This window comes from Comamonas sp. HJ-2 (genome assembly GCF_053615495.1).
Window position 1 is genome coordinate 99,963 of sequence record NZ_JBSIFD010000005.1, and the last position, 21,700, is coordinate 121,662.

The 21,700-nt window shown below is 64.1% G+C and carries 23 protein-coding genes; 13 read left to right on the forward strand and 10 right to left on the reverse strand.

From position 1 onward, the window contains the following. The first annotated feature begins 8 nt into the window (after positions 1-8). The 9 genes from ACWGXF_RS06275 (at position 9) to amaB (ending at position 7,398) form a co-directional block, all read left to right on the forward strand. Positions 9-482 (forward strand): lysozyme inhibitor LprI family protein, encoded by a 474-nt coding sequence (locus tag ACWGXF_RS06275; protein WP_256630750.1) that lies wholly within the window; start codon positions 9-11, stop codon positions 480-482. Between the two features lie 20 nt (positions 483-502). Then, positions 503-970 (forward strand): lysozyme inhibitor LprI family protein, encoded by a 468-nt coding sequence (locus ACWGXF_RS06280; RefSeq protein WP_452101803.1) that lies wholly within the window; start codon positions 503-505, stop codon positions 968-970. A gap of 54 nt (positions 971-1,024) precedes the next feature. Next, a complete protein-coding gene (locus ACWGXF_RS06285; protein ID WP_452101770.1) occupies positions 1,025-2,191 on the forward strand; it encodes an acyl-CoA dehydrogenase family protein in 1,167 nt (388 codons plus the stop codon). Between the two features lie 31 nt (positions 2,192-2,222). Continuing rightward, complete coding sequence (locus ACWGXF_RS06290) at positions 2,223-2,738, forward strand: TfoX/Sxy family protein (RefSeq protein ID WP_452101771.1); 516 nt, start codon at positions 2,223-2,225, stop codon at positions 2,736-2,738. 18 nt (positions 2,739-2,756) lie between these two features. Beyond that, on the forward strand, positions 2,757-3,176 hold the full coding sequence (locus ACWGXF_RS06295) for a DUF488 domain-containing protein (protein ID WP_012838776.1): 420 nt from the start codon (positions 2,757-2,759) through the stop codon (positions 3,174-3,176). Positions 3,177-3,248: 72 nt separating this feature from the next. Further along, a complete protein-coding gene (gene mmsB / locus ACWGXF_RS06300) occupies positions 3,249-4,145 on the forward strand; it encodes a 3-hydroxyisobutyrate dehydrogenase (protein WP_003067480.1) in 897 nt (298 codons plus the stop codon). Between the two features lie 4 nt (positions 4,146-4,149). Further along, positions 4,150-4,482 (forward strand): cupin domain-containing protein, encoded by a 333-nt coding sequence (locus ACWGXF_RS06305; protein ID WP_256630753.1) that lies wholly within the window; start codon positions 4,150-4,152, stop codon positions 4,480-4,482. A 272-nt stretch (positions 4,483-4,754) separates the two neighbouring features. Then, positions 4,755-5,843, forward strand: coding sequence for a saccharopine dehydrogenase family protein (locus ACWGXF_RS06310; RefSeq protein ID WP_256630754.1), 1,089 nt, complete (start codon positions 4,755-4,757; stop codon positions 5,841-5,843). A 34-nt stretch (positions 5,844-5,877) separates the two neighbouring features. Then, on the forward strand, positions 5,878-7,398 hold the full coding sequence (gene amaB / locus ACWGXF_RS06315) for an L-piperidine-6-carboxylate dehydrogenase (protein WP_012838780.1): 1,521 nt from the start codon (positions 5,878-5,880) through the stop codon (positions 7,396-7,398). Positions 7,399-7,494: 96 nt separating this feature from the next. On the opposite strand, the gene ACWGXF_RS06320 is transcribed toward amaB, so the two are convergent. The 5 genes from ACWGXF_RS06320 to ACWGXF_RS06340 all read right to left on the reverse strand — a co-directional run bounded on the left by ACWGXF_RS06320 (position 7,495) and on the right by ACWGXF_RS06340 (position 12,475). Continuing rightward, positions 7,495-8,445, reverse strand: coding sequence for a LysR family transcriptional regulator (locus ACWGXF_RS06320; RefSeq protein WP_034389660.1), 951 nt, complete (start codon positions 8,443-8,445; stop codon positions 7,495-7,497). 95 nt (positions 8,446-8,540) lie between these two features. Then, positions 8,541-9,704, reverse strand: coding sequence for an acyl-CoA dehydrogenase family protein (locus tag ACWGXF_RS06325; protein WP_256630755.1), 1,164 nt, complete (start codon positions 9,702-9,704; stop codon positions 8,541-8,543). Between the two features lie 83 nt (positions 9,705-9,787). Further along, the gene (locus ACWGXF_RS06330; RefSeq protein WP_087863406.1) at positions 9,788-10,180 is read right to left on the reverse strand and encodes a cupin domain-containing protein; all 393 of its coding nucleotides are present in this window, start codon (positions 10,178-10,180) and stop codon (positions 9,788-9,790) included. Continuing rightward, positions 10,165-11,487, reverse strand: a complete 1,323-nt coding sequence (locus ACWGXF_RS06335; RefSeq protein WP_256630756.1) for a CaiB/BaiF CoA transferase family protein — start codon at positions 11,485-11,487, stop codon at positions 10,165-10,167. The genes ACWGXF_RS06330 and ACWGXF_RS06335 overlap by 16 nt, the downstream gene beginning before the upstream one ends. A gap of 1 nt (position 11,488) precedes the next feature. Then, positions 11,489-12,475: a Bug family tripartite tricarboxylate transporter substrate binding protein gene (locus ACWGXF_RS06340; RefSeq protein ID WP_256630757.1), complete on the reverse strand. Its 987-nt coding sequence runs from the start codon at positions 12,473-12,475 to the stop codon at positions 11,489-11,491. Positions 12,476-13,054: 579 nt separating this feature from the next. Here ACWGXF_RS06340 and ACWGXF_RS06345 point away from each other — a divergent pair. Next, entirely contained in the window at positions 13,055-13,390 is a 336-nt protein-coding gene (locus ACWGXF_RS06345) for a cupin domain-containing protein (protein WP_029158280.1), read from the forward strand. Positions 13,391-13,397: 7 nt separating this feature from the next. Here ACWGXF_RS06345 and ACWGXF_RS06350 read toward each other — a convergent pair whose 3' ends face one another. Then, complete coding sequence (locus ACWGXF_RS06350; RefSeq protein WP_034389668.1) at positions 13,398-14,189, reverse strand: hypothetical protein; 792 nt, start codon at positions 14,187-14,189, stop codon at positions 13,398-13,400. Between the two features lie 100 nt (positions 14,190-14,289). Next, on the reverse strand, positions 14,290-15,777 hold the full coding sequence (locus ACWGXF_RS06355) for an aminotransferase-like domain-containing protein (RefSeq protein ID WP_034389670.1): 1,488 nt from the start codon (positions 15,775-15,777) through the stop codon (positions 14,290-14,292). A gap of 134 nt (positions 15,778-15,911) precedes the next feature. On the opposite strand from ACWGXF_RS06355, the gene ACWGXF_RS06360 reads away from it, so the two are divergent. Together ACWGXF_RS06360 and ACWGXF_RS06365 are read left to right on the forward strand one after the other, a co-directional pair. Beyond that, positions 15,912-16,529 (forward strand): LysE family translocator, encoded by a 618-nt coding sequence (locus ACWGXF_RS06360; RefSeq protein ID WP_012838790.1) that lies wholly within the window; start codon positions 15,912-15,914, stop codon positions 16,527-16,529. A 9-nt stretch (positions 16,530-16,538) separates the two neighbouring features. Next, the gene (locus tag ACWGXF_RS06365) at positions 16,539-17,048 is read left to right on the forward strand and encodes a GNAT family N-acetyltransferase (protein ID WP_012838791.1); all 510 of its coding nucleotides are present in this window, start codon (positions 16,539-16,541) and stop codon (positions 17,046-17,048) included. A gap of 52 nt (positions 17,049-17,100) precedes the next feature. On the opposite strand, the gene mnmH is transcribed toward ACWGXF_RS06365, so the two are convergent. The 3 genes from mnmH to ACWGXF_RS06380 form a co-directional block, all read right to left on the reverse strand. After that, a complete protein-coding gene (gene mnmH / locus ACWGXF_RS06370) occupies positions 17,101-18,156 on the reverse strand; it encodes a tRNA 2-selenouridine(34) synthase MnmH (RefSeq protein ID WP_256630758.1) in 1,056 nt (351 codons plus the stop codon). 392 nt (positions 18,157-18,548) lie between these two features. Beyond that, positions 18,549-19,904 carry an alanine/glycine:cation symporter family protein gene (locus ACWGXF_RS06375; RefSeq protein WP_039048976.1) on the reverse strand — a complete coding sequence of 452 codons (1,356 nt, stop codon included), beginning with the start codon at positions 19,902-19,904 and terminating at the stop codon, positions 18,549-18,551. Positions 19,905-20,157: 253 nt separating this feature from the next. Further along, positions 20,158-20,700 (reverse strand): retropepsin-like aspartic protease family protein, encoded by a 543-nt coding sequence (locus ACWGXF_RS06380; protein ID WP_034348693.1) that lies wholly within the window; start codon positions 20,698-20,700, stop codon positions 20,158-20,160. A 144-nt stretch (positions 20,701-20,844) separates the two neighbouring features. On the opposite strand from ACWGXF_RS06380, the gene ACWGXF_RS06385 reads away from it, so the two are divergent. Then, positions 20,845-21,615, forward strand: coding sequence for a DsbA family protein (locus ACWGXF_RS06385; protein WP_256630759.1), 771 nt, complete (start codon positions 20,845-20,847; stop codon positions 21,613-21,615). Positions 21,616-21,700: the final 85 nt, after the last annotated feature.

Below are 21,700 nucleotides of genomic sequence, written 5' to 3' on the forward strand. Positions count from 1 at the left end.
TGGCAGGCATGTACGCTCAAGAATTGTCACGCTCCTCACCACTGCGCCGAGCCGCAAGCACATCTCACAGCCCCGCACGACGGCTGGCCCGTCTGTGCGCCCTGGCAGCCGGCAGCCTGCTGATTGCCCATCTGCCTGTGGCATCGGCCCAGGACAGCGAGCCGGCCCCGTTGCACTGCCCCTCAGATCAGCCACTGTCTCTTGCCTGCCTTGAGCAACAGGCCCAGATCCTGGAACGGGGCATGCAGGTGCTCTACCTGTACCTGCAGCGCCAGCTGCCGCAGGCCAACGCCCAGGCCCTGCAAACCGAACAGGACGACTGGACGCAGGAGCGCGACCGGCGCTGCCAGCCCAATGGCTATGTCCATGAGGCTGAAGACATGGCTGCTTGCCGCATCGGCATGGCCCTGAGCCGGGTCAAGGCCTTCAAGAACCAGTGGTATCCGTTGGCAAAGAACGCACAGGGTGAAAAGCAGCCATGAACCGGGCAAACCCATATCACTTGCGCCAGCAGGCCAGCCCGGGCTGCGATGATACAGGCATGACGATCCGCATTCAGAAATTCAGGCAGCTGCGGCCTGCAACCATTGACACCAAATCGCTTGCCGCTCTTCTTATTGCAGCAAGCTTGAGCCAGCACGCCCTGGCCCAGGCCGGAGCCGACTGCGTGCCCGGCGGCACCACGGCCCAGACCAATGCCTGTGCCATCAAGGATTTCCAGCAAGCCGACACCGACCACCAGATTCTCTACGGGGATGTGATGCGCGCGCTATCGGCCCATGAGCGCCCCGCCCTGCGCAAGGAACAAGGTGAATGGAGCCGACAGCGCATTACCCAGTGCAAGCAGGCCACAAAGGCCTTTGAAGCGCTGCCCGACTGGCCCAGCCGTTACCACGGCTGTCTGGTGCAGCAGATCACGGCCCGCGATGCGGTGCTCAAACGCTGGCTACACCAGGGGCCGCCGGACTGAGTGGCAAAGCCGTCAGGGGCCAGAAGACGAGTAGAACAAAAAAGGAGACATGAAATGGACTTTGAACTCAGCGAAGATCAACGCGCTTTTGCCGATACTGCCCGTGCTTTTGCGCAGGCCGAGCTGGCACCGCATGCAGCCGAGTGGGACCGCGAGCACATCTTCCCGCGCGAGGCGATTGCCAAGGCCGGCGAGCTGGGCTTCTGCGGCCTCTATGCGCCGGAAAGCATTGGTGGCCTGGCCCTGCCACGACTTGATGCAACGCTGGTATTCGAAGAAATGGCGGCCGTCGATCCATCGACCACGGCCTTCATCACCATCCACAATATGGCGACCTGGATGCTGGGCACCTGGGCCACCGATGCCGTGCGCGCCGAATGGGGCGAGCAGCTCACCAGCGGCAGCAAGCTGGCCAGTTACTGCCTGACCGAGCCCGGCGCAGGCTCGGATGCGGCCTCGCTCAAGACCCGGGCCGAACTGGTCGGCAACGAGTACTTCGTCAACGGCAGCAAAGCCTTCATCAGCGGCGCGGGCAGCACCGATGTGCTGGTGCTGATGGCAAGAACCGGCGATGCCGGCTCCGGGGCTTCGGGCATCTCGGCCTTTGCCGTGCCTGCCGATGCGGCCGGCGTGAGCTATGGCAAAAAGGAAGAAAAGATGGGCTGGAACAGCCAGCCCACGCGCGTCATCAGCTTCGACAATGTGCGCATTCCCGCGCACAACCTGCTGGGCCGCGAGGGCGAAGGCTTCAAGATCGCCATGAAGGGCCTGGACGGCGGCCGCATCAATATCGCCACCTGCTCGGTGGGCGCAGCCCAGGGGGCACTGACCCAGGCACAAAGCTATATGCAGGAGCGCAAGCAGTTCGGCAAGGCCATTGCGAGCTTTCAGGCCCTGCAGTTCAAGCTGGCCGACATGGCGACCGAGCTGGTCGCAGCGCGGCAGATGGTGCGCCTGGCTGCATCCAAGCTGGATGCCGGCGCGCGTGATGCATCGACCTACTGCGCCATGGCCAAGCGCTTTGCCACCGATGCCGGCTTCATGGTCTGCAACGAGGCTCTGCAGCTGCATGGCGGTTATGGCTATATCCGCGAGTACCCGCTGGAGCGCCTGATGCGCGATGCCCGCGTGCACCAGATTCTGGAAGGCACGAACGAAATCATGCGCGTCATCATTGCCAGGCGCATGCTGGAGGGCGATGCTCCGGAGGTCATTCGCTAAGCTGCTGCCATCACGCAACGCAAGGATCGTCATGCCCGCCAAGCCCATCGCCCCTGAAACCCTGCAGCTCATAGATTCCGTGCGCGATGCGCTGCTCGATTGCACAGCCGTGGAGGAGAAGACCATGTTCGGCTGCCATGTGTTCATGGTCGACGGCAAGATGTGCCTGGGCGTGGAAAACGACGAGTTGCTGGTGCGCCTGCCCCCCGCCAGTCATGCGCAGATTGCGGAGATGCCGAGCGTGCGTCCGCTGTCCTCGCGCGGACTGATGGACGGCTACTTTCTCGTCGGCCCCACGGCCTATGCCCGGCGGGATCAATGGCTGTACTGGATAGGCGAGGCCCTGGCCTTCAACCCGCTGGCAAAGGCCACGCCAAAACGCAAGACCGCTAGCAAGGCCAGCAGCGAGACCGATAGCAAGAAGCCGGGCGATGGAGAAAGCCCTGCCGGTCAGGGCACCAGCAGCGGGCGCAAGCGCACCAGGGCTGCCCCGAAACCGGCTGATGCCGACGCCCCCAGAAAACATCCTATTTTCGACAGCGAATAAGTACAAAGGACTGACCTCATGGCCATACGCATAGTCCAGCTAGGCAGCGAACGCGCCCCCGACGAGGGCCTGCGCATAGGTACGGTGCGCAGACCGCCGCGCGGCGTGCCCAAGGCCGAGTTCGCAAGCCGCAACTATTACGACTGCTGGTATCCCGAGCTCTCGCCCGAGGTGGAGCTGATGCAGCAGGCCCTGGAGGCCATCAAGCTGCGCACGGCCGGCCAGGAGGCACAGGCCGACAAGCTCTGGAAGCAGTTTGAAAAGCAGTTCCGCAAGCAACTGGCCGAGCCCGCAGCCGATCGCACCCTGGGCCTGCTCGCAGCCTTGTCGCACAGCTCCGCCTTTTCTCTGGGCTGCTACTGCGACGACGAGGCGCATTGCCACCGCAGCATCTTGCGCAGCCTGCTCGCTGACAAGGGTGCCATTCTCAAGAATTAAGCGAGAAACCAATCAATCGCTTATGGATAAAGCGCTAGACGCTATCAATTCAATAACAGCAAGGAGACAGACATGCAAATCGCTTTTATCGGTCTAGGCAATATGGGCGCGCCCATGGCCGTCAATCTGGCCAAAGCCGGCCACAGTGTCAAAGCCTTCGACCTGAGCCAGGAGGCCATCGCCAAGGTCGTGGCCGCCGGGGCACAGGCGGCCTCCAGTGCCCAGGAAGCCGTGCAAGGCGCCGAAGCCGTCATCACCATGCTGCCCGCCAGCCAGCATGTAGAGAGCCTGTTCCTGGGCCGCGACGGCGCGGCCGGACTGCTCGCGCACATCGCCAAGGGCACGCTGGTGATCGACAGCTCCACCATCGCCGCGGCCACCAGCCAGAAGGTGGCCAAGGCGGCCCAGGCAGCGGGCATAGACTTCATCGACGCCCCGGTCTCGGGCGGCACCGGCGGTGCCATTGCCGGCACGCTGACCTTCATGGTGGGCGGCAGCGACGCGCAGCTGGCACGCGCCCAGCCATTGCTCGAAAAAATGGGCGCCAATATCTTCCACGCGGGCGGTGTCGGCGCGGGCCAGACGGCCAAGATCTGCAACAACATGCTGCTGGGCATTCTGATGGTGGGCACCAGCGAAGCAATCGCTCTGGGCGTGGCCAACGGTCTGGACCCCAAGGTGTTGTCCGAAATCATGCGCCGCAGCTCGGGCGGCAACTGGGCCCTTGAAAAATACAACCCCTTCCCCGGCGTGCATGAGAACGCGCCGGCCAGCAAGGGCTATGCAGGCGGCTTCGGCACGGACCTGATGCTCAAGGATCTGGGCCTGGCGCAGGACAACGCCACGGCCAACCGCGCCAGCACGCCGCTGGGCGGCATGGCGCGCTCCATCTATGCGGCGCACAGCCTGTCCGGCCATGGCGGCGAAGACTTTTCCAGCATCATCAAGATGCTGCAGAAAAAGGCCTGAGACCATGGCCCTGCCCCACGCCCAACCCGGGGTTCCCGTCGAAGTGCAGCCCTACGGCACTTCGCTGGGAAACCAGAAGACCGCTGCACTCTTCAAGTCCGACACCCTGGAAGTAATCCGTCTGGTGTTGATGGCAGGCAAACGCCTGCCTGCGCATCAGGTGCCGGGCGAACTGACGATTCAATGTCTGGAGGGGCAGCTCGCCGTCATCCAGGGCGCAAGCCGCCAGACATTGAACGCGGGGCAGCTGCTGTTTCTGCCCGCCCAAACCATGCATGAGGTCGAGGCCGAGCTCGACTCCTCGGCCCTGATCACCATCGTGCTGCACAAGCACTAACTACCAGACCCGGTCACCGGCCCGCTGACCCCGTTCTGCTGCAGCGGGTGTCACAGCTGGCCTCCGGGCTTGAAGCCTGTCAAGCTGTCAGCTCTGACCCCGCAAGCGCTGACAGCTATTCTTTCCGAAGCGGACTGCTCCTGCTGAAGACTCCTTGTCTGCCCACGCAAATCGACTCCTGCTGACGCTTTTCTCAGTGGTGCAAATCGCTGCCCTGTGTTTAAGATGGCCCCAGAGGAAGTGATCGCTGCGTTGCTCTCAAGGAGTTCTCCATGATGAAGCTGACTGGACAGAACATTCTCATCCTCGGCGCCGGCAAGATCGGCTCAACGATCGCCGACATGGCTGCCGAGCTGCATGAAGCCACCGTCACGCTGGCCGATATGCAGCTCCCGCCCGGCAACGACCCGCAGATCCGCCCGCTGCAGCTGGACATCGACGACGATGCGGCGCTGACCCACGCGCTGCAGCAGCACTCGCTGGTCATCAATGCCCTGCCCTTCTTCTGTGCCGAGCGCGTGGCCCGGGCAGCGGCGCAGCAGGGCGTGCATTACTTCGATCTGACCGAGGATGTGGCGGCCATGCGCGCCATACAGGACATGGCGGCGCAGGCACGCTCGGTGCTGATGCCGCAGTGCGGACTGGCACCGGGCCTGATCGGTATGCTGGGCGGCCATCTGGCCCAGCAGTTCGATGAGCTGTTCGATCTGCAGCTGCGCGTGGGCGCGCTCACGCGCCATGCGACGAATGCGCTGCGCTACCACTTCACCTGGAGCGTGGACGGCGTCATCAACGAGTACTGCAAGCCCTGCAACACCATCGTCAATGGACAGCCCATGCTGGTGCCGCCGCTGGAGGGGGTCGAGCCGCTGATCCTGGACGGCGAGAACTTCGAGGCCTTCAACACCTCGGGCGGTCTGGGCACCCTGTGCGAGACGCTGCAGGGCCGGGTGCGCAACCTCAACTACAAGACCATACGCCACCCCGGCCACCGCGATGCCATGCATTTGCTGCTGCATGGACTGCGCCTGATCGAGCGACGCGATCTGCTGCGCCAGGTGCTGGAAGGCGCGGTGCCCCACAGCCGTGAAGACATGGTGGTGGTTGCCGCCATGGCCAGCGGCAAGCGCGCGGGCCGGCTGGAGCAGCTGACGCGCGGCGCCCGCATCTTCGGTGCGGCGCTGCGCGGCAGACAGCGAACGGCCATAGAGCTGACGACCTCGGCCGGCATGCTGGCCGCCGTGGAGCTGTTCGCCACGGGCCAGCTGCCGCAGCTGGGCTTTGTGCGCCAGGAGCAATGCACGCTGGCCGCACTCTCGAACACCCGCGTGGCCCCCTTCTTTGAAGGCCTGCTCGGCTGAAGCCTGTATCTCACACCCATCAGGAGGGACTGCCATGACCGCCATCTCCGCAACTGACTTCCAGACCGTGCTGAGCCGCTGCGGCATAGAGCTGCAGGCCCTTGAGGGCAAGGACATCAGCGTGCACTCGCCCATCGACGGCACGGAACTGGCCAGTCTGGCCGCCCTGCCCGGTGCCCAGGTGCCTCAGGTCATAGACCATGCGGTGCAGGCTTTCAAGCAGTGGCGCCTGGTGCCCGCCCCGGTGCGTGGCGAGCTGGTCCGGCTCTGGGGCGAGGAGCTGCGCCGCGCCAAGGCCGATATAGGCCATGTGATTTGCTGCGAGGTCGGCAAGATAGCTCAGGAAGGCCTGGGCGAGGTGCAGGAAGGCGTGGACATCTGCGAATTCGCGCTGGGCCTGTCGCGTCAGCTGCATGGCAAGACCATTGTTTCCGAGCGTCCCGGCCACCGCATCATGGAGCAATACCACCCGCTGGGGCCGGTGGCCGTCATTACGGCCTTCAACTTTCCGAGTGCCGTGTTTGCCTGGAACGCGGCGATTGCCCTGGTCTGCGGCAACCCTGTGATCTTCAAGCCCTCCGACAAGGCACCGCTATCGGGCCTCGCCACCTTCAAGGCGCTGGAGCGCGCCATTGCCCGGTTTGGCGACCGAGCTCCGGCAGGTCTGGCGCAGATCGTGCTGGGCGGCGCGGCTGTCGCCGAGGCCCTGGTGGACAGCCCCCGGATTGCGCTGGTATCGGCCACGGGATCGAGCCGCATGGGCCGCGCCGTGGGTCCCAAGGTGGCGGCGCGCTTTGGCAAGCGCATTCTGGAGCTGGGCGGCAACAATGCCATGGTGGTCACGCCGGCAGCCGATCTGGATCTGGCCGTGCGCGCCATCGTCTTCAGCGCCGTGGGCACGGCCGGCCAGCGCTGCACCTCGCTGCGCCGCCTGATCGTGCACCGCGATGTCAAACAGCCGCTGCTGGACAGGCTGCTGCCGGCCTATCGCAGCCTGCGCATCGGCAACCCGCTGCAGCCGGATACCCTGGTCGGCCCGCTGATCAACGAGGCATCATTCGAGGCGCTGCAGCACTCGCTGAGTCAGGCACTGAAAGACGGCGGTCATTTGCTGATGGGCGGCCAGCGCCAGCTGGAGCATCAGTTTCCGCAGGGCTTTTATGTGGCACCGGCCATTGTGGACATGCCGGCCCAGACCAGCATCGTGCGACACGAGACCTTTGCCCCGCTGCTCTATGTGCTGAGCTACGACGAGCTGGAGCAGGCCATTGCGCTCAACAACGATGTGCCTCAGGGCCTGTCATCCTGCATCTTCTCCAACGATTTGCGCGAGGTGGAAGTCTTTCTGAGCGCGGCCGGTTCGGACTGCGGCATGGCCAATGTCAATATCGGGCCCAGCGGTGCCGAGATTGGCGGCGCCTTTGGCGGCGAAAAAGAGACTGGCGGCGACCGCGAGAGCGGCTCGGACGCCTGGAAGCAATACATGCGCCGCACGACCAACACCATCAACTACTCGCGCGAGCTGCCGCTGGCGCAAGGCATTCAATTCGGGTGAAGCACAGGCATTGTCATCTTTGACTGCCGGGGAACACCGGGCCCCAGAGAGCTGGTTTTCTCGCTGAGCAGCAAGAGATGCACCGCAGTTGCGGGCCTAGCGGACTGCGGCTGGGAGTTCTGGCTGTGCGGCCTGCACCAGGTTCTGCACGCTGGCCACAAAGGCTTCGAGTACGGCCGGCATGCCCCGTGGCCGCCAGGCCAGCACGGCCGGAGTGGTCACCCGGCTGCCGCGCAGCGCCGCAAAGCACACACCGTTCATGCCCACGGTCTGCATGCAGGCCGGCACCAGGGCCACGCCCTGACCGGCAGAGACCAAGGCCATGACGGTCAGCCACTGGCGCGCGGCATGCCGTGTATGGGGATGGATGCCGGCCTGCTGCAGACAGGCGATGACATTGTCGTAGTTGGCTGGCGCCACCTCGCGCGCAAACATGACAAAAGTGTCCTGGGCCAGTTCGCGCAGGTCGATTTCGGCACGCCGGGCCAGCGCATGCTCACTGGGCAGACAGCAGACAAAAGCCTCCTCGCCTATGGACAGCGTGCGTATATCGTCCTGGGGCGTGCCGATGTTGAGAAAGCCGCAGTCGATCTGCCCCCTGGCAATGGCCTGCAGCTGATCGCGCGTGGACATCTCGTGCAGGCATAGCTCGACCAGCGGGCGCTCGGCGCGAAAGGCCCGGCAGAACCCCGGCACCTGGCGGTAAACCATGGACCCCGTGATGCCTATGTCCAGCCGCCCCTGCAGCCCTTGGGCCACGCCACGCACCACCTCGGCCGCATGCTGGAGCTGAGCCAGCACCTTGCGCGCCTCATGCAAAAAGGCCTCGCCTGCCGGCGTGAGCTTCACGTTCTTGGCGTCACGCTCCATGAGTACCGTGCCCAGATCCTGCTCCAGCGCCTTGAGCGCCATGCTCAGCGGCGGCTGGGTGATGCACAGGCGCTGGGCGGCCCGGCCGAAGTGCAGCTCCTCGGCCAGAACCACAAAATAGCGCAACAGATGAGTCTTCATAACCTGATCTTGCCATGCAGGCACGGCGGCAGGCATCGTTCCTTTCGCCAGGGACGCCGAGCAAGAGCCGCCTCGCGGCGAGGGCGTCGTCCCCCTTCCAGAGGGAAGCCGCGCAGCGGCTCAGGGGGTCATCAATATGACTTCGGCAAGCCCAGCACCTTCTCGGCGATAAAGCACATGATGAGTTGCGGGCTTACGGGCGCCAGGCGCGGAATCCAGGACTCGCGCATATAGCGCTCCACATGGAACTCCTTGGCATAGCCCATGCCGCCATACGTGAAGATGGCGGTCTCGCAGGCCTTGGCGCAGGCTTCGGCGGCCAGGTACTTGGCGGCATTGGCCTCGGCGCCGCAGGGCAGGCCCTTGTCGTAGAGGAAAGCGGCCTTCTGCACCATCAGGTGTGCGGCCTCCAGCCCCATCCAGGCCTGGGCCAGCGGGTGCTGCACGCCCTGGTTCTGGCCTATGGGCCGGTCGAAGACCACGCGTTCGTTCGCATACTGGGTGGCGCGCGCGAGAGCCGCACGGCCCAGGCCTACGGCTTCGGCCGCAATCAGGATGCGCTCGGGGTTGAGGCCGTGCAAGATGTACGAAAAGCCCTTGCCCTCCTCGCCGATGCGGTCCTGCACCGGGATGCGCAGCCCGTCGATGAAGAGCTGGTTGGTGTCCACGCATTTGCGGCCCATCTTCTCGATCTCGGTCACGGCGATGCGGCTGCGGTCCAGGTCGGTGTAAAACAGCGACAGGCCCTCGGTGCCCTTGCACTCCTCCACGGGCCTGGTACGAGCCAGCAGCAATATCTTGTTGGCCACCTGGGCCGTGGAGATGAAGACCTTCTGCCCGTACACCACATAGACATCGCCTTCGCGCACGGCACGGGTCTGCAGCTTGAGGGTGTTGAGCCCGGCATTGGGTTCGGTCACGCCGAAGCAGGCCTTGTCCCGGCCAGCGATCAGCGGCGGCAGCCAGCGCTGTCTTTGCTCATCGGTGCCGAAGACCACGGCCGGGTGCAGGCCGAAGATATTCATGTGCACGGCCGATGCGCCCGACAGGCCCGCCCCCGTGGCCGAGATGGTGTGCATCATCAGCGCGGCCTCAGTGATGCCAAGACCCGCGCCGCCGAACTCCTCGGGCATGGCAATGCCCAGCCAGCCGGCTTCGGCCAGGGCCTGGTGGAAGTCGTGCGGAAAGCCGCCGTCCCTGTCCTTCTTCAGCCAGTAGTCGTCGTCAAAAGGCGCGCAGGCCCGCTGCACGGCGTCCCGGATCTGTTCCTGCTCGGCGCTCCATAAAAAATCCATGGCGGCTTCTCTCTATCAGTTGAATTTCATTGAAATCCGCATCAAACGCCCGTCCATAAAGCGCCATCAGCTATTGTTTTTAATCAATCAGGCCGGCGCACGCGCGCCGGGTTCTCGCCATAGGGCGGGCTGTAGATGACCAGCAGACGCACAGGCGTGTCGCTGGTGACGCGAAACACATGCATGCAGTCCTCGGGGAAGAAGCAGGTATCGCCCGCCTGCATGGCAAAGCGCTCGGTCTGGCCCTGGCTTTGCACCTCCACCTCGGCAGTGCCCTCCAGCAGATAGCAGGCCTGCTCCATGCCCGGGTGGGCATGCGGCAGCGCACCGCCGCCTTTTTCCAGCGTTCCGAGCACCACTTCCATGTGCTGTGCGCCGACATTGGCCTGGCTGACCAGGCGCCGGTTCACCGTGCCGTGGTGGTTGGCGGGGCTGTAGCCCTGTACGTCCTGCTCGCGGATCAGATAGCGGGGCATATGTCTGTCTCTCTTTTATCGTTGGATGATGAAGCCTGCATGCAGCCGCCGCTGGCCTGCAGCGCGGCGATCTGCGCCTGGCCAAGGCCCGCCTCGCGCAGCACCTGCAGCGTGTGCTGGCCCAGTTGCGGCGCAGCGCTGGCATCGAGTCCCGGAGGCGTTGCACTCCACTGCGTGGGGTTCGCCGTGGTGCGCAGCCGCCCCTCGCTGGGATGCTCGATCTCGCGCACAAAGCCCGTGGCCGCATGGTGGGGGTCGGCCAGCAAGTCCTCGGGTGAGGCCATGGGCATATTCGGCACGTCGGCCGCATCGAGCAGCGCACGCCACTCGGCCGTGCTGCGCTCGCGCATCAGGCTCGCCACCTCGGCATAGACGGCATCGATATTCGCCGCGCGCTGGCCGTGGGTGGCAAACATGGGCTCGCGCATGCGCTCGCCCTGCCCTATGGCGTTGAAGAAGCTGTGCCAGTGCTTGTCGTTGTAGATCAGCACGCACAGGTGGCCGTCGCTGGTGCGGTAGGGCTTGCGATGGCGCGTCAGCAGCCGCGCATAGCCGGCATCGCCCAGCGGCGGCTCAAAGCTCAGCCCGGCCATGTGATCGCCCAGGATGAACTGCGTCATGGCCTCAAACATGGGCACGACCACCGCCTGGCCCTGGCCGCTCTTCTCGCGCGCATACAGCGCAGCGGTGACCGCATAGACCGCATGCAGGCCCGTGACCCGGTCGCCCAGCGTCATGGGCGCATAGGACGGCTCGCCCCCGCCGTACTGCTGGGCCAGCCAGGGCACGCCGGTCGCCCCCTGTATCAGGTCGTCATAAGCCGGCTTGGCCGCATAGGGGCCGGCCTGACCGAAGCCGCAGCAGCTCACATGGATCAGGCGTGGATGGCTCTGCTCCAGCGTCTGCCAGTCCAGGCCGAGTCTGGCCATGGCCTGGGGCCGCACATTGCTGATGAAGACATCGGCATCGGCCAGCAGCTGCAGCAGCGCCTGGCGCGCGGCGGCCTGCTTGAGATCAAGCACCACGGAGCGCTTGCCCTGGTTGGCCTGCAGAAAAATGGGGCCCATGCCGGGGTTGCGCATGGGGCCTACATGGCGCATGTTGTCGCCCTCGGGCGACTCCACCTTGATCACATCGGCGCCCAGGGCGGCCAGAATCTGCGTGGCAAACGGCCCCATGATCACCGAGGTCATGTCCACTATCCTGGCGCCAGCCAATGGACCGGTCGAAGTACCCGCTGAGGGGCCCGCTGTGTGGCCCGCTGTGTGGCCCGCAGCCTGACGGCTATCGCTGTGCATGCTCGTCATCTCACTGCGCCTCGATGCCGGCCTGCTTGACCAGTTGCCCCCATTTGGCCAGTTGCTCCTTCACATAGAGCGCGAACTCGTCGGGCGTGGCCGTGGGCCAGACTTCGAAGCCGACCTGGGCCAGTTGCTCCTGCACGGCCTTGTCCTTGAGGATGAGCTGCAGCTCGCCGTTGATGCGCTCGGCTATGGCCTTGGGCATGCCGGCCGGGCCGAAGATGCCATTCCACGAGGTGATGTCGAAGCCCGGCAGCGTCTTGCCGATGGCGGGCACATTGGGCAGCAGTTGCGACCCCTTGGCCGCCGTCACGCCCAGCGTGCGCACGCGCTCGGTCTTGAGCGTGCCCCAGGCCGACCCCAGGTCGGCCACATACATCTGGATCTGGTTGCCCATCACATCGGTCAATGCCTGCGGGCTGGACTTGTAGGGCACGCCGGTGATCTGCGTACCCGTGATGTATTTGAAGGTTTCCGAAGCCACCAGCGAGGTGCTGTTGGGCGTGCCGTAGGAGAGCTTGTCCGAATGCGACCTGGCATAGGCAATCAGCTCGGCCACGGTCTTGGCCGGCACCGAGGGATGGACCACCAGCGCGAACGGCAGCTCGCCCACGCGGGCCACGGGCGTGAAGTCCTTGATGGGGTCGTACTTGAGCCCCTTGACCAGCCAGGGATTGGCCGAATGCGAGGTGTTGGTGGTCATGAACAGCGTATAGCCATCCGGCTTGGCCTTGACCACATGCGCGGCTGCAATCTGGGCATTGGCCCCGGCCCGGTTGTCCACCACCACGGGCTGCTTGAGTCGCTCGCCCAGCTTGTTGGCCACCACGCGCGCCACCGCATCGGTGCCGCTGCCCGCGGCAAACGGCACCACCAGCGTGATGGGGGCTGCGGGATAGCTCTCCTGAGCCAGCACCGTCCCGCCAAAGCCCATGCTCATGGTGGCTGCCAGGCCTGCGCTCGCACAGGCGCGCAGTAAGAATCGCTTGTTCATGCTTGTCTCCTTGTTCAGGCTGCGGCACCTGTATCCGGTGCCTGCACTGCATGCTGAAGCGTTCAATCATTCAAGTCCAATTGTTTAAACCGCATGAATGATTCGATTTGCGAATCATTAAATCCAGCCAGACATTCCCAGCCGCTGCGCACGACGCCTCGCCCTTCCCTCTGCACGGAGAAATGAGCCGGATTTGTACCTGCGCCCCCAGCCCTTATGCCCTTGAGGTGGCGGCAGCAGCCCGCTCTGGCCAGGCCCAGAGGCGTCGAGATCGACGGAGCTTTTTGGCTGCGGCGGCGGTGGCAGCAGCGACAGCGAGAGCAAGAGCGGCTCCGACGCCTGGCGGCAATACATGCGCCGCAGCGGGCTTCAGCCCCATGTCTGCCGAGAATCTACGGCACCTGGCATGACAGCTGCCAGTCGTTCCCGGACCTCTGCGATACGCGCCAAACAGCGCTGATGAGCAACGAAACGAGGTGATAAGGCCTGATGCCCTACAGCGCTGTCACAAAACGGTGATTGAACTTGGGCCCCACTCGGGGGAGAATGCCTTATTACCGCTTTCGCTCAGGTGCTGTCATGGACCATATCCACTCCACGCCCACCCACCAAGCTCTGGATGTCGCTCCTTACGGAGCCAGGCTTCCTGCCGCTCACTCGAGCGTGCTCTTCAAGGCGGAAGATCTGGAAGTCATTCGCGTCGTGCTGCGCTCGGGCCAGTCGCTGCCGCCGCATCGCGTGCCTGGCAGCGTCAGTCTGCAATGCCTGGAAGGTCGGCTCGAAGTTCTCATCGGCCAGACCGTGCATGAACTGGGCCCCAAGCAACTCATGCATCTGCCAGCCAATATGCCCCACGCCGTGCGTGCCATGGAAGACTCGTCCGCGATTGCCACCATCGTGCTCTGTGAGGCCTGAAGAACTTCTATCGAACGGGCAAAAACTGCATGAACGGGCCGGCAAGCAATCCCTGCGCATAGCCGATGACGGAGCGCCGATAGCGCTCGGTGGTGTAATCCGCCACCAGATCCAGCCGGCCTATGATCTTTCCCATCTCGCGCTCGAAGCTCAGGTTGCGCCCCTCTTCCGCTATCTGATTCGATAGCAGCAAGGGCTTTCCACCGGGTGCCTTGCGCGAGTTGAGAATCCAGTTGGCAATTTCCAGATTGCGCGCCGCATTGAAGACATGCTGCGGGTCCAGCCCGTCGATCAGCGTGAAGCTGGTTCGCCCGCCATGCGCGGTGATCAACATATCGGCTGCAGCATGGACGAAGGCCGCGACCCTGTCTCCGGCGAACTCGGGCTGCAAGGCCAGGGACAGCGCTGCCACGTCACGCTTGTCCTGCAGTTCATGCCAGGGCTGGCGCTCCATGACGGCAATACGCACATAGGTCATGGCCGCGTCCCGGCTGGAAGCCGTCTTTTTCCATTCGGCGGGGTTGCGGCGATAGAGCTTGTCCATGATGAGAAACAGGCTCTCCAGATTTTCCTTCATGGCCAGCGTTGCCATGCGGTTGCTGTCGGACTGCAGCAGCTCGCGCGAGTGAAAGTCCTCGCCCTTCACTTCGCCGTGATTCGTGGGGGCGCTGGAACAAGCGGCCAGACCGCAAAGCACAAGCCCTGACAGCAGCCACCGCCCCATGAGCGGGCGAGCACGCAGGAAATCGCGCGTGCAGTGGCCTGCGGCGGCATGGGGCAAAGCTCGTGCTGCTGTCATGCTACAAACATAACAGCAGATGCCGCTGGGTCAGTCACCCCAAAGGCGCGCGATTGTTATCAATCGTGAACGACGCCCTGCCCTGGCACCGGTTTCGGCGCTATTTGCGCAGCTGCCTGAGGATCTGCTCCAGCACCGTCCATGGCTCGGTCTGGTCGGCCATCGCCACGGGCACGCGCAGCTTGCTGCTGGTTGCCTGCTGCGGCGAAAACAGCAGGCCCGGAGCCAGCAGCAGATTGCTCAGCGCCGCCTGACGCGCCAGAACCTCGGTGTCCACGCCGCAATCAACCCAGGCAAAAGTGCCGGCCACGGGTTCGTACTCCGCATGGCAGCCCAGCGCTTCGAGCTTGCGCAGGCAACGCCCACGCGCGCGGTCCACGCGCTCGCGCAGCCGGTCCACATGCTTGCGAAACGAACCATCGGCCAGAATATGGTGCACGATCTGCTCCGCCGGCAGCGAAGAGGTCAGGCCTGCCAGCAGCTTCATGTCGGTCAGGCGGTGCACATACTCGGGTTTGGCCGCGATATAGCCCACGCGCAGTCCGCCCGACAAGGTCTTGGAATAGCCCCCCACCAGAATCACGCGCTGCAATCTGTCCATGGCCGCCAGCCTCAGCGGCATGGCGCCCAGGAATTCGGCATAGGTATCGTCCTCTACCAGCAGGAAATCATGGCGCTCGGCAATGCGCAGCACCTCGTGGGCGACACCGGCAGACAGGCTCAGCCCCGTGGGGTTGTGCACCGCCGTGTTGAGGATGAAGAGCTTGGGCTTGTGGCTCTGGGCCAGCGATGCCAGGGCAGCCACATCGGGCCCGCCGGGCAGGCGCGGCACGCCGACCACATTCACGCCCATGTACTTGAGCCGCCCGAAGATCAGAAACCAGGCCGGATCTTCGACCAGCACGGTATCGCCGGGCTTGAGAAAGCAGCGCACGACCAAGTCCAGGCCATGGGTCACTCCGCCCACCGTCATGAGGTTGGCCTCGGGATGGGCCGGCACCTCCTGGGCCTGCAGATTCGAGGCGATCTGCTGGCGCAATGGCAGAAAGCCCTGTGGATGGCCATAGCTGAGAAAGCTCTGCTCGGCCCGCGCATTGTTACGGGTGATGGCGCGCATGGCGCCCGTGATCAGGCCCTGGTCCATCCAGCTCGAAGGCAGGCAGCCCGCCCCCCCGGTGCCCGCGCTGTCATCACGAAAAATGCCGCGCAGCAGATAAGCGGTGTCGAAGTCCGCCGGCTGCGCCGAGGCGCCAGCAACGGCGGCAGGTTCCATCACGCGGCGCTGGGCAGCCACATAAAAACCGCTGCCGCGCCGCGATTGCACCAGGCCCTGGGCAGCCAGCTTGTCGTAGGCCTGGACCACGGTGTCGCGGCTGACACCTGCGCTTTCCGCCAACGCCCGCACCGAAGGCAGGCGCACGCCCACACGCAGGCCGTGGTTGCGGATCAGTCCACCGAAATGCTCGACCAGCTGATCCACCAGTCCCACCGCACTGGAGCGCATGGGCTGCCAGCCCAGGGATGCCGTAGCGGCCACAGGCAAGGCTGCCGGGGTCGCTGCCCTGCCGTCGATATGAGCATCCAGCATGAAGTGCCTCCTCAAAGTGTCAGGTCAATTAGAGCAGGCCAGCTCATAAACTGGCCTGCAAAAGTGTACTGATAGTGTACTGACTACAGGTCTTAGTATAGAGGCACAACGCTTATGCAGCCCCAAGGTTCACCATGCCATTTCTGCCTGAATCCTCAGCCTTCATCCTGCCACTGGCCATGTTTGCCTTTGTCAGCTCCGTGACGCCCGGCCCCAATAATGTGATGCTGACGGCCTCGGGGGCCACTTTCGGCTATCGCCGCAGCGTGCCGCATATGCTGGGCATCTGTCTGGGCGTGGTCATCATGGTGCTGCTGATCGGCGCGGGCCTGGGCAAGCTGTTCGAGGCCGAGCCCCGCATCTACACCCTGCTCAAATATGTGGGCGCGGCCTATCTGATCTGGCTGGCATGGAAAATCGCCCGTGCCGGCGGCGTGGACCAGGGCCAGTCGGGCAGCCGCCCGTTCAGCTTCTGGCAGGCCGCTGCCTTCCAGTGGGTCAACCCCAAGGCCTGGATCATGGCCGTGGGCGTGGTGGCGACTTACACACCGCGCGAAGGCTTTTTCGTCAACCTGATGCTGTCGGCCCTTGTTCTGGGCCTGGTCAACTATCCCAGCATCAGCGTCTGGACCCTGTTCGGCAGCACCGTGGGGCGCGCACTGCGCACTCCGCAGGCCCTGCGCATGTTCAATGGCGTGATGGCCGGTCTGCTGTTGCTGTCGCTGGTGCCCATCTTTGCCGAGCATGTCTAAACTCGGTCCATGCAATATGACATACGCCAACTGACCGAGTCCGACCTTTGCAGTTATCGCGCCCTGCGCCTGCAAGCCCTGACAGAATGCCCCACCGCCTTCGGTGCCACACCTGCCAGCGAACGGGCACTCGGCGATGCGCAGATACTGAGTCGTTTCGGCAGCACGCCAGGCCAAGCCATGTGGGGAGGCTTTGACGCAGACGGCAGACTCTGCGCCACCCTGGGCATGTATCGCGAGCAGGGAGAAAAGACTGCGCACAAGGGCAATCTCTTTGCCATGTACGTGGCTGCGGCGGCCCGAGGCCAAGGCCTGGCCCGCCGCCTGCTGGAGACGGCTGTTGAGCACGGCAGAGCGCTGAACTTGCGACAGCTGATGCTGGGCTGCAATGCCGGCAACGGCAACGCACTACGCTTGTATGAGCAGGCAGGTTTTAGCGAATATGGGCTGGAGCCTGCGGCCCTGTATGTGGACGGCGAGTATTTCGACGAGGTGCTGATGGTGATGAAGCTGGACTAGTCCGCACCGCACCGGCCCGTTTCAGCCGGCAGGCTTGAACAAGCTGCCTGGCTCAGCGCGCCTGCATCGCAATGATCTGCTGCGCCAGACCGGCGATGGCCTCATCCGAGAGCTGGTCTGTCTCCAGAACCTGGCGCCGGGGCCATTGCTCGAAGTGATTTGACTGGGAGCGCTCGTAGTGCGGGTCGTAGTGGCGCAGCATCAGCTCTTCGAACAGCGAAGGCAGCTCCCCGGCCCGAGCCCATTGCTGCCAGCGGCCCACGGTCTCTTTGCCCTGCAGCTCCTTGAGCCAGCCCAGCTTGGTGGCCAGCACTTCGGGATCGTCCCCCAGGTAGGCATAGTCGCGCAGCAGATAGGAAAGGCGTGCGGCGGTCGTCGCACGCACCTCGATGACCGGAGCCTTGTGCAGATGCTGCACCAGCACCAGCGGCAGGCCGACGCGGCCGATCTTGGCGCTCTCGCCTTCCAGATAGACGGGACGCGAGAGATCGAAGCTCTCCAGCTGCTCGGCAATCAGAGTTTCGAAACGCTTCTGGCTGGGCTGCTCGATGCCGGGCAGACCGCCCAGCAAGGAGCCCTTGTGGCTGGCATAGCCCTCCAGGTCCAGCACCTGCTCTCCGCTTTGGGCCAGCGCATGCAGCACGCGGGTCTTGGCCGAGCCGGTGGCACCGCAGAGCACGCGCATCTGCAGCTTAGGCACCAGGCTTTCAAGCTGCGCAATCACATGGCCGCGAAACGCCTTGTAGCCGCCGGCCAGTTGCTGGGCATCCCAGCCGACCAGACGCAGCCAGGTCACCATGGAGCCGCTGCGCAGGCCACCGCGCCAGCAATAGACCAGGGGCTTCCAGTTGGCAGGCTTGTCGGCAAAGGTGTCGCGCAGATGGCGCGCCAGATTGGCCGACACATAGGCCGCCCCCAGACGCTTGGCCTCAAAAGGGCTGACCTGCTTGTAGATGGTGCCGATCTCGGCACGCTCGGCATTGCTCAGTACCGGACAGTTGATGGAGCCGGGGATATGGTCCTGCTCAAACTCGGCGGGCGAGCGGGCATCGATCAGGGCATCAAACTGGTGACGTTCGGGAACGCGAACGGGCTGGCGGTGGGACACGGCGGACTATCCATGGCTGCGCCTGACGGCCTGCATGGCTGCCGGGCAATGGCGTGTGGTCGGGCGCAAAGCGGGAATCGCGACAATGCGGCGATTCGACCTGAGGCTCGGCAACATGAAAAACCTGCAGTCTCATCTCAAGATGAAGCCCGGCAGGCCACGAAGCAAGGGCGTGGATCGAGCCTCGATACGCACAACGGCTGCGGCAAGATTTCCCGCAACAGTCATTCCCTGTGTAGGAGGTATTTTCGCAGATATGCGGGGCTGCTTCAGCCACGGCCCCAAAACTGCACAGGGCGCAGCTGCTTGCACAACTGCGCCCTGTGTGAGGTGAGTGAGGTCAGGTCAAGCTCCAGCACTTGTGCGTCAAGTGCCTAAAGCTGCCGAAATGATCAGGCCTGATTATCCTGGCGTGCAAAGTATTCGCGCGTGAGCTGCACGATCACGGGTGAGAGCAGCAGCAGCGAGATCAGATTGGGAATCGCCATCAGCGCATTCAGCGTATCGGCGACCAGCCAGGCAAAGTCCAGCGTGGCCACGGCACCCACAAAGGCGCTGATGGTCCAGAGGATGCGGAAGGGCTTTTCACAGATGGTGCCGACCAGATAGGTCCAGCATTTTTCACCGTAATAGGCCCAGCCCAGAATCGTGGTGAAGGCAAACACCGACAGCGAAACAGCCAGCACATATTTGCCCACGCCGGGCATGGCGGCCTCGAAGCTCTGGGTGGACAGCACGGCCCCGGTAGCGCCGGAATTCCAGACGCCGCTGACCACGATGGCCAGCCCGGTCATGGTGCAGACGATGATGGTGTCGATGAAGGTGCCCATCATGCCTACCAGTCCCGAGAAAACGGGGTCTCGCGTGGCACCAGCAGCCTGGGCGATGCCGGCCGTGCCCAGGCCCGCTTCGTTGGAAAAAATGCCGCGCGCCACGCCCATGCGGATGGCCATCAGCACCGTCGAGCCCAGAAAGCCGCCCGTTGCCGCCGTGGGGCTGAAGGCCTGCTCGAAGATCAGTGCAAACGCAGCCGGAATGCGGTCGAAGTACACGCCCAGCACATAGAGCACGCAGACCACATAGGCCACGCACATGGCAGGCACCAGCTTTTCGGCCACCGCGCCGATGCGGGTGATGCCTCCCAGCACCACGGCACCGGTAAGCACGGCCAGGCCCAGGCCTGTGATCCAGCTCTCCAAACCGAAAGCCGTGTGCATGGCCGATGCAATACCGTTGGACTGCACCATGGAGCCGATGCCGAAGCCGGCCAGACCGCCAAAGATGGCAAACAGTGTACCCAGCCATTTCCACTTGCTGCCCAGGCCGTTCTTGATGGCGTACATCGGGCCGCCCACCCACTGGCCGTGGTCGTTTTTCTCGCGGTACTTCACCGCCAGGACCACCTCGCCATACTTGGTAGCCATGCCCAGCAGCGCCGTCATCCACATCCAGAACAGTGCGCCCGGGCCGCCCACGGCAATGGCCGTGGCCACGCCGGCAATATTGCCCGTGCCCACGGTGGCGGACAATGCCGTCATCAGCGCTGCATAGGGAGTGATGTCGCCATCGGCCTTGTCGCCGGGACGGCGGCTGCGCCAGATCATGCGAAAGCCGCGCACGATGTTGCGCAGCGGCATGAAGCCCAGGCGGATCTGCAGATAAAAACCCGTGCCGAGAATCAGCACGATCATGGGAACGCCCCAGACAATATCGTTGAGGGCTTTGAAGAGTTGGGTTAACCAGTCCATTGAGTGTCGTCTGCCGCAGCCGGCTTTCGCCTGCGGTCCATTGAATGGCAACAGTCCCGGAACATGTCTTTCACCCATGAGCGGCGAGTGCGGCAACCGCAAGAGGCCCGTGTGAGGCCCACGCACAGCGCACTATTCCTGTTTGCCGGTTGGCAAAGCGCCCTACTTTAATCCAGTCTGCGATCGCTTTTGGGCTGCCGCGGCCTATGACTCGCACAAGTGCGAAAAATCACGGCCAGTGTCTTCACGGCACTCACTTGCGCGGGCGCAGCAGCATTTCGTCGCCGCTCATCTGCACATCGAAAAAGCGCAGAAAGTTCTGGCCCAGCAAGGCGTCTTCGCTGTCGTCGCCCGTATAGCCCGTGCCCACGCGCACATCGCGCACACGCAGGCTGGCGATGCGGACCTCGTCGGCCGTGACGATGCGGCCGTCACGTTCGCCGTTGGCCGTGCGAAAACGTACCTTCTCGCCGCCTTCCAGCCCGGCACGCTCGGCCAGCGCATCGGTCACGCTGACCGAGGTGGCCCCGGTATCGACTAAAAAGGTGACGGGCTGATCGTTGACATAGCCCTTGACACGGAAGTGCCCGTCCATGCCGCGCTCTATGCGCAGCGTGCCGTCGGCCAGGACCTTGGCCTGGGCCGGCTTGAGGAAATGCTGCATGGCCAGATACATCGCGGCCATGACCACCAGCCAGAACAGCAGAAACAGCATGGTGCTGCGCCGTGCCACGGATTGCGGGGAAGGCTCGGACTCTGGCGAGGACTGGGGCGGCGGCGTGACATTCAGGCGCATGGGCAGGCAAACAAGCTGAGGACAATGCAGCCATTTTGCCAAGACCGGCGCCAAGGTCATACCCGGCCATTACGGCGCCAGCGCCACTACCGCGCTTACATTGAAGCTTGTTTGCAAATCTATCGGCCTGCAAGGCCGCCCAATATGAACACATCCAAGCTGCCCGCCCTGGTGCTGCACTATATTTTCGATCCCCTGTGCGGCTGGTGCTATGCCGCCGCCCCGCTGGTCAAGGCCGCGAGCGAAGTACCCGGCATCGCCGTGCAATGGCATGCCGGCGGCATGCTGACCGGAGCCCACACGCGCACCATCACTGCGGACTGGCGTGACAAGGTCATGCCCAGCGACCAGCGCATTGCGGAGATGACGGGCCAGCCCTTTGGCGATGCCTACCTCAACGGCCTGCTCAATGACATTGGCGCGCCGCTGGATTCCGAGCCCCCCACCACGGCCCTGCTGGCCGCCGAAGCGCTGGCCGGCAAGGGCCTGGAGATGTTGGCTGCCGAGCAGAAAGCCCATTACGTGGAGGGCCGCCGCATCAGCGAGCCCGCCGTGCTGCGCGAACTGGCGGCCGGCATCGGTCTGGACAGCGCGGCCTATGACGCGGCCTACGCCGAGCAAAGCGGCGCGGCCACGCAAAAGCATATCGCCGAAAGCCGTGAATGGCTGGGCATGGTGCAGGGCCAGGGCTTCCCCACCCTGGCGCTGGAGTTCGACCACCCCGAGCAGGCCGGCCAACGCGCCGTGCAGCGCATCGAGATCGGCGAATGGCTGGGCGATGTCGACGGCTGGAAGCAGCAGCTGGCCGCCTGGGCCGAGCAGATTGCCGAGCTCAATCAGCAGCAGGCCGGCGACACCGACACCAGTGGCGACCCCAGCTGCGGCCCCGACGGTTGCGAGCTGCCAGCGCGCTGAGCGGCGCGGCCAGCGTGGCACACGCCTGCGCGGCAGATACTCTTTTATTCATAGCTTGCAGCGCTTGATATTTAAAGATTTCATG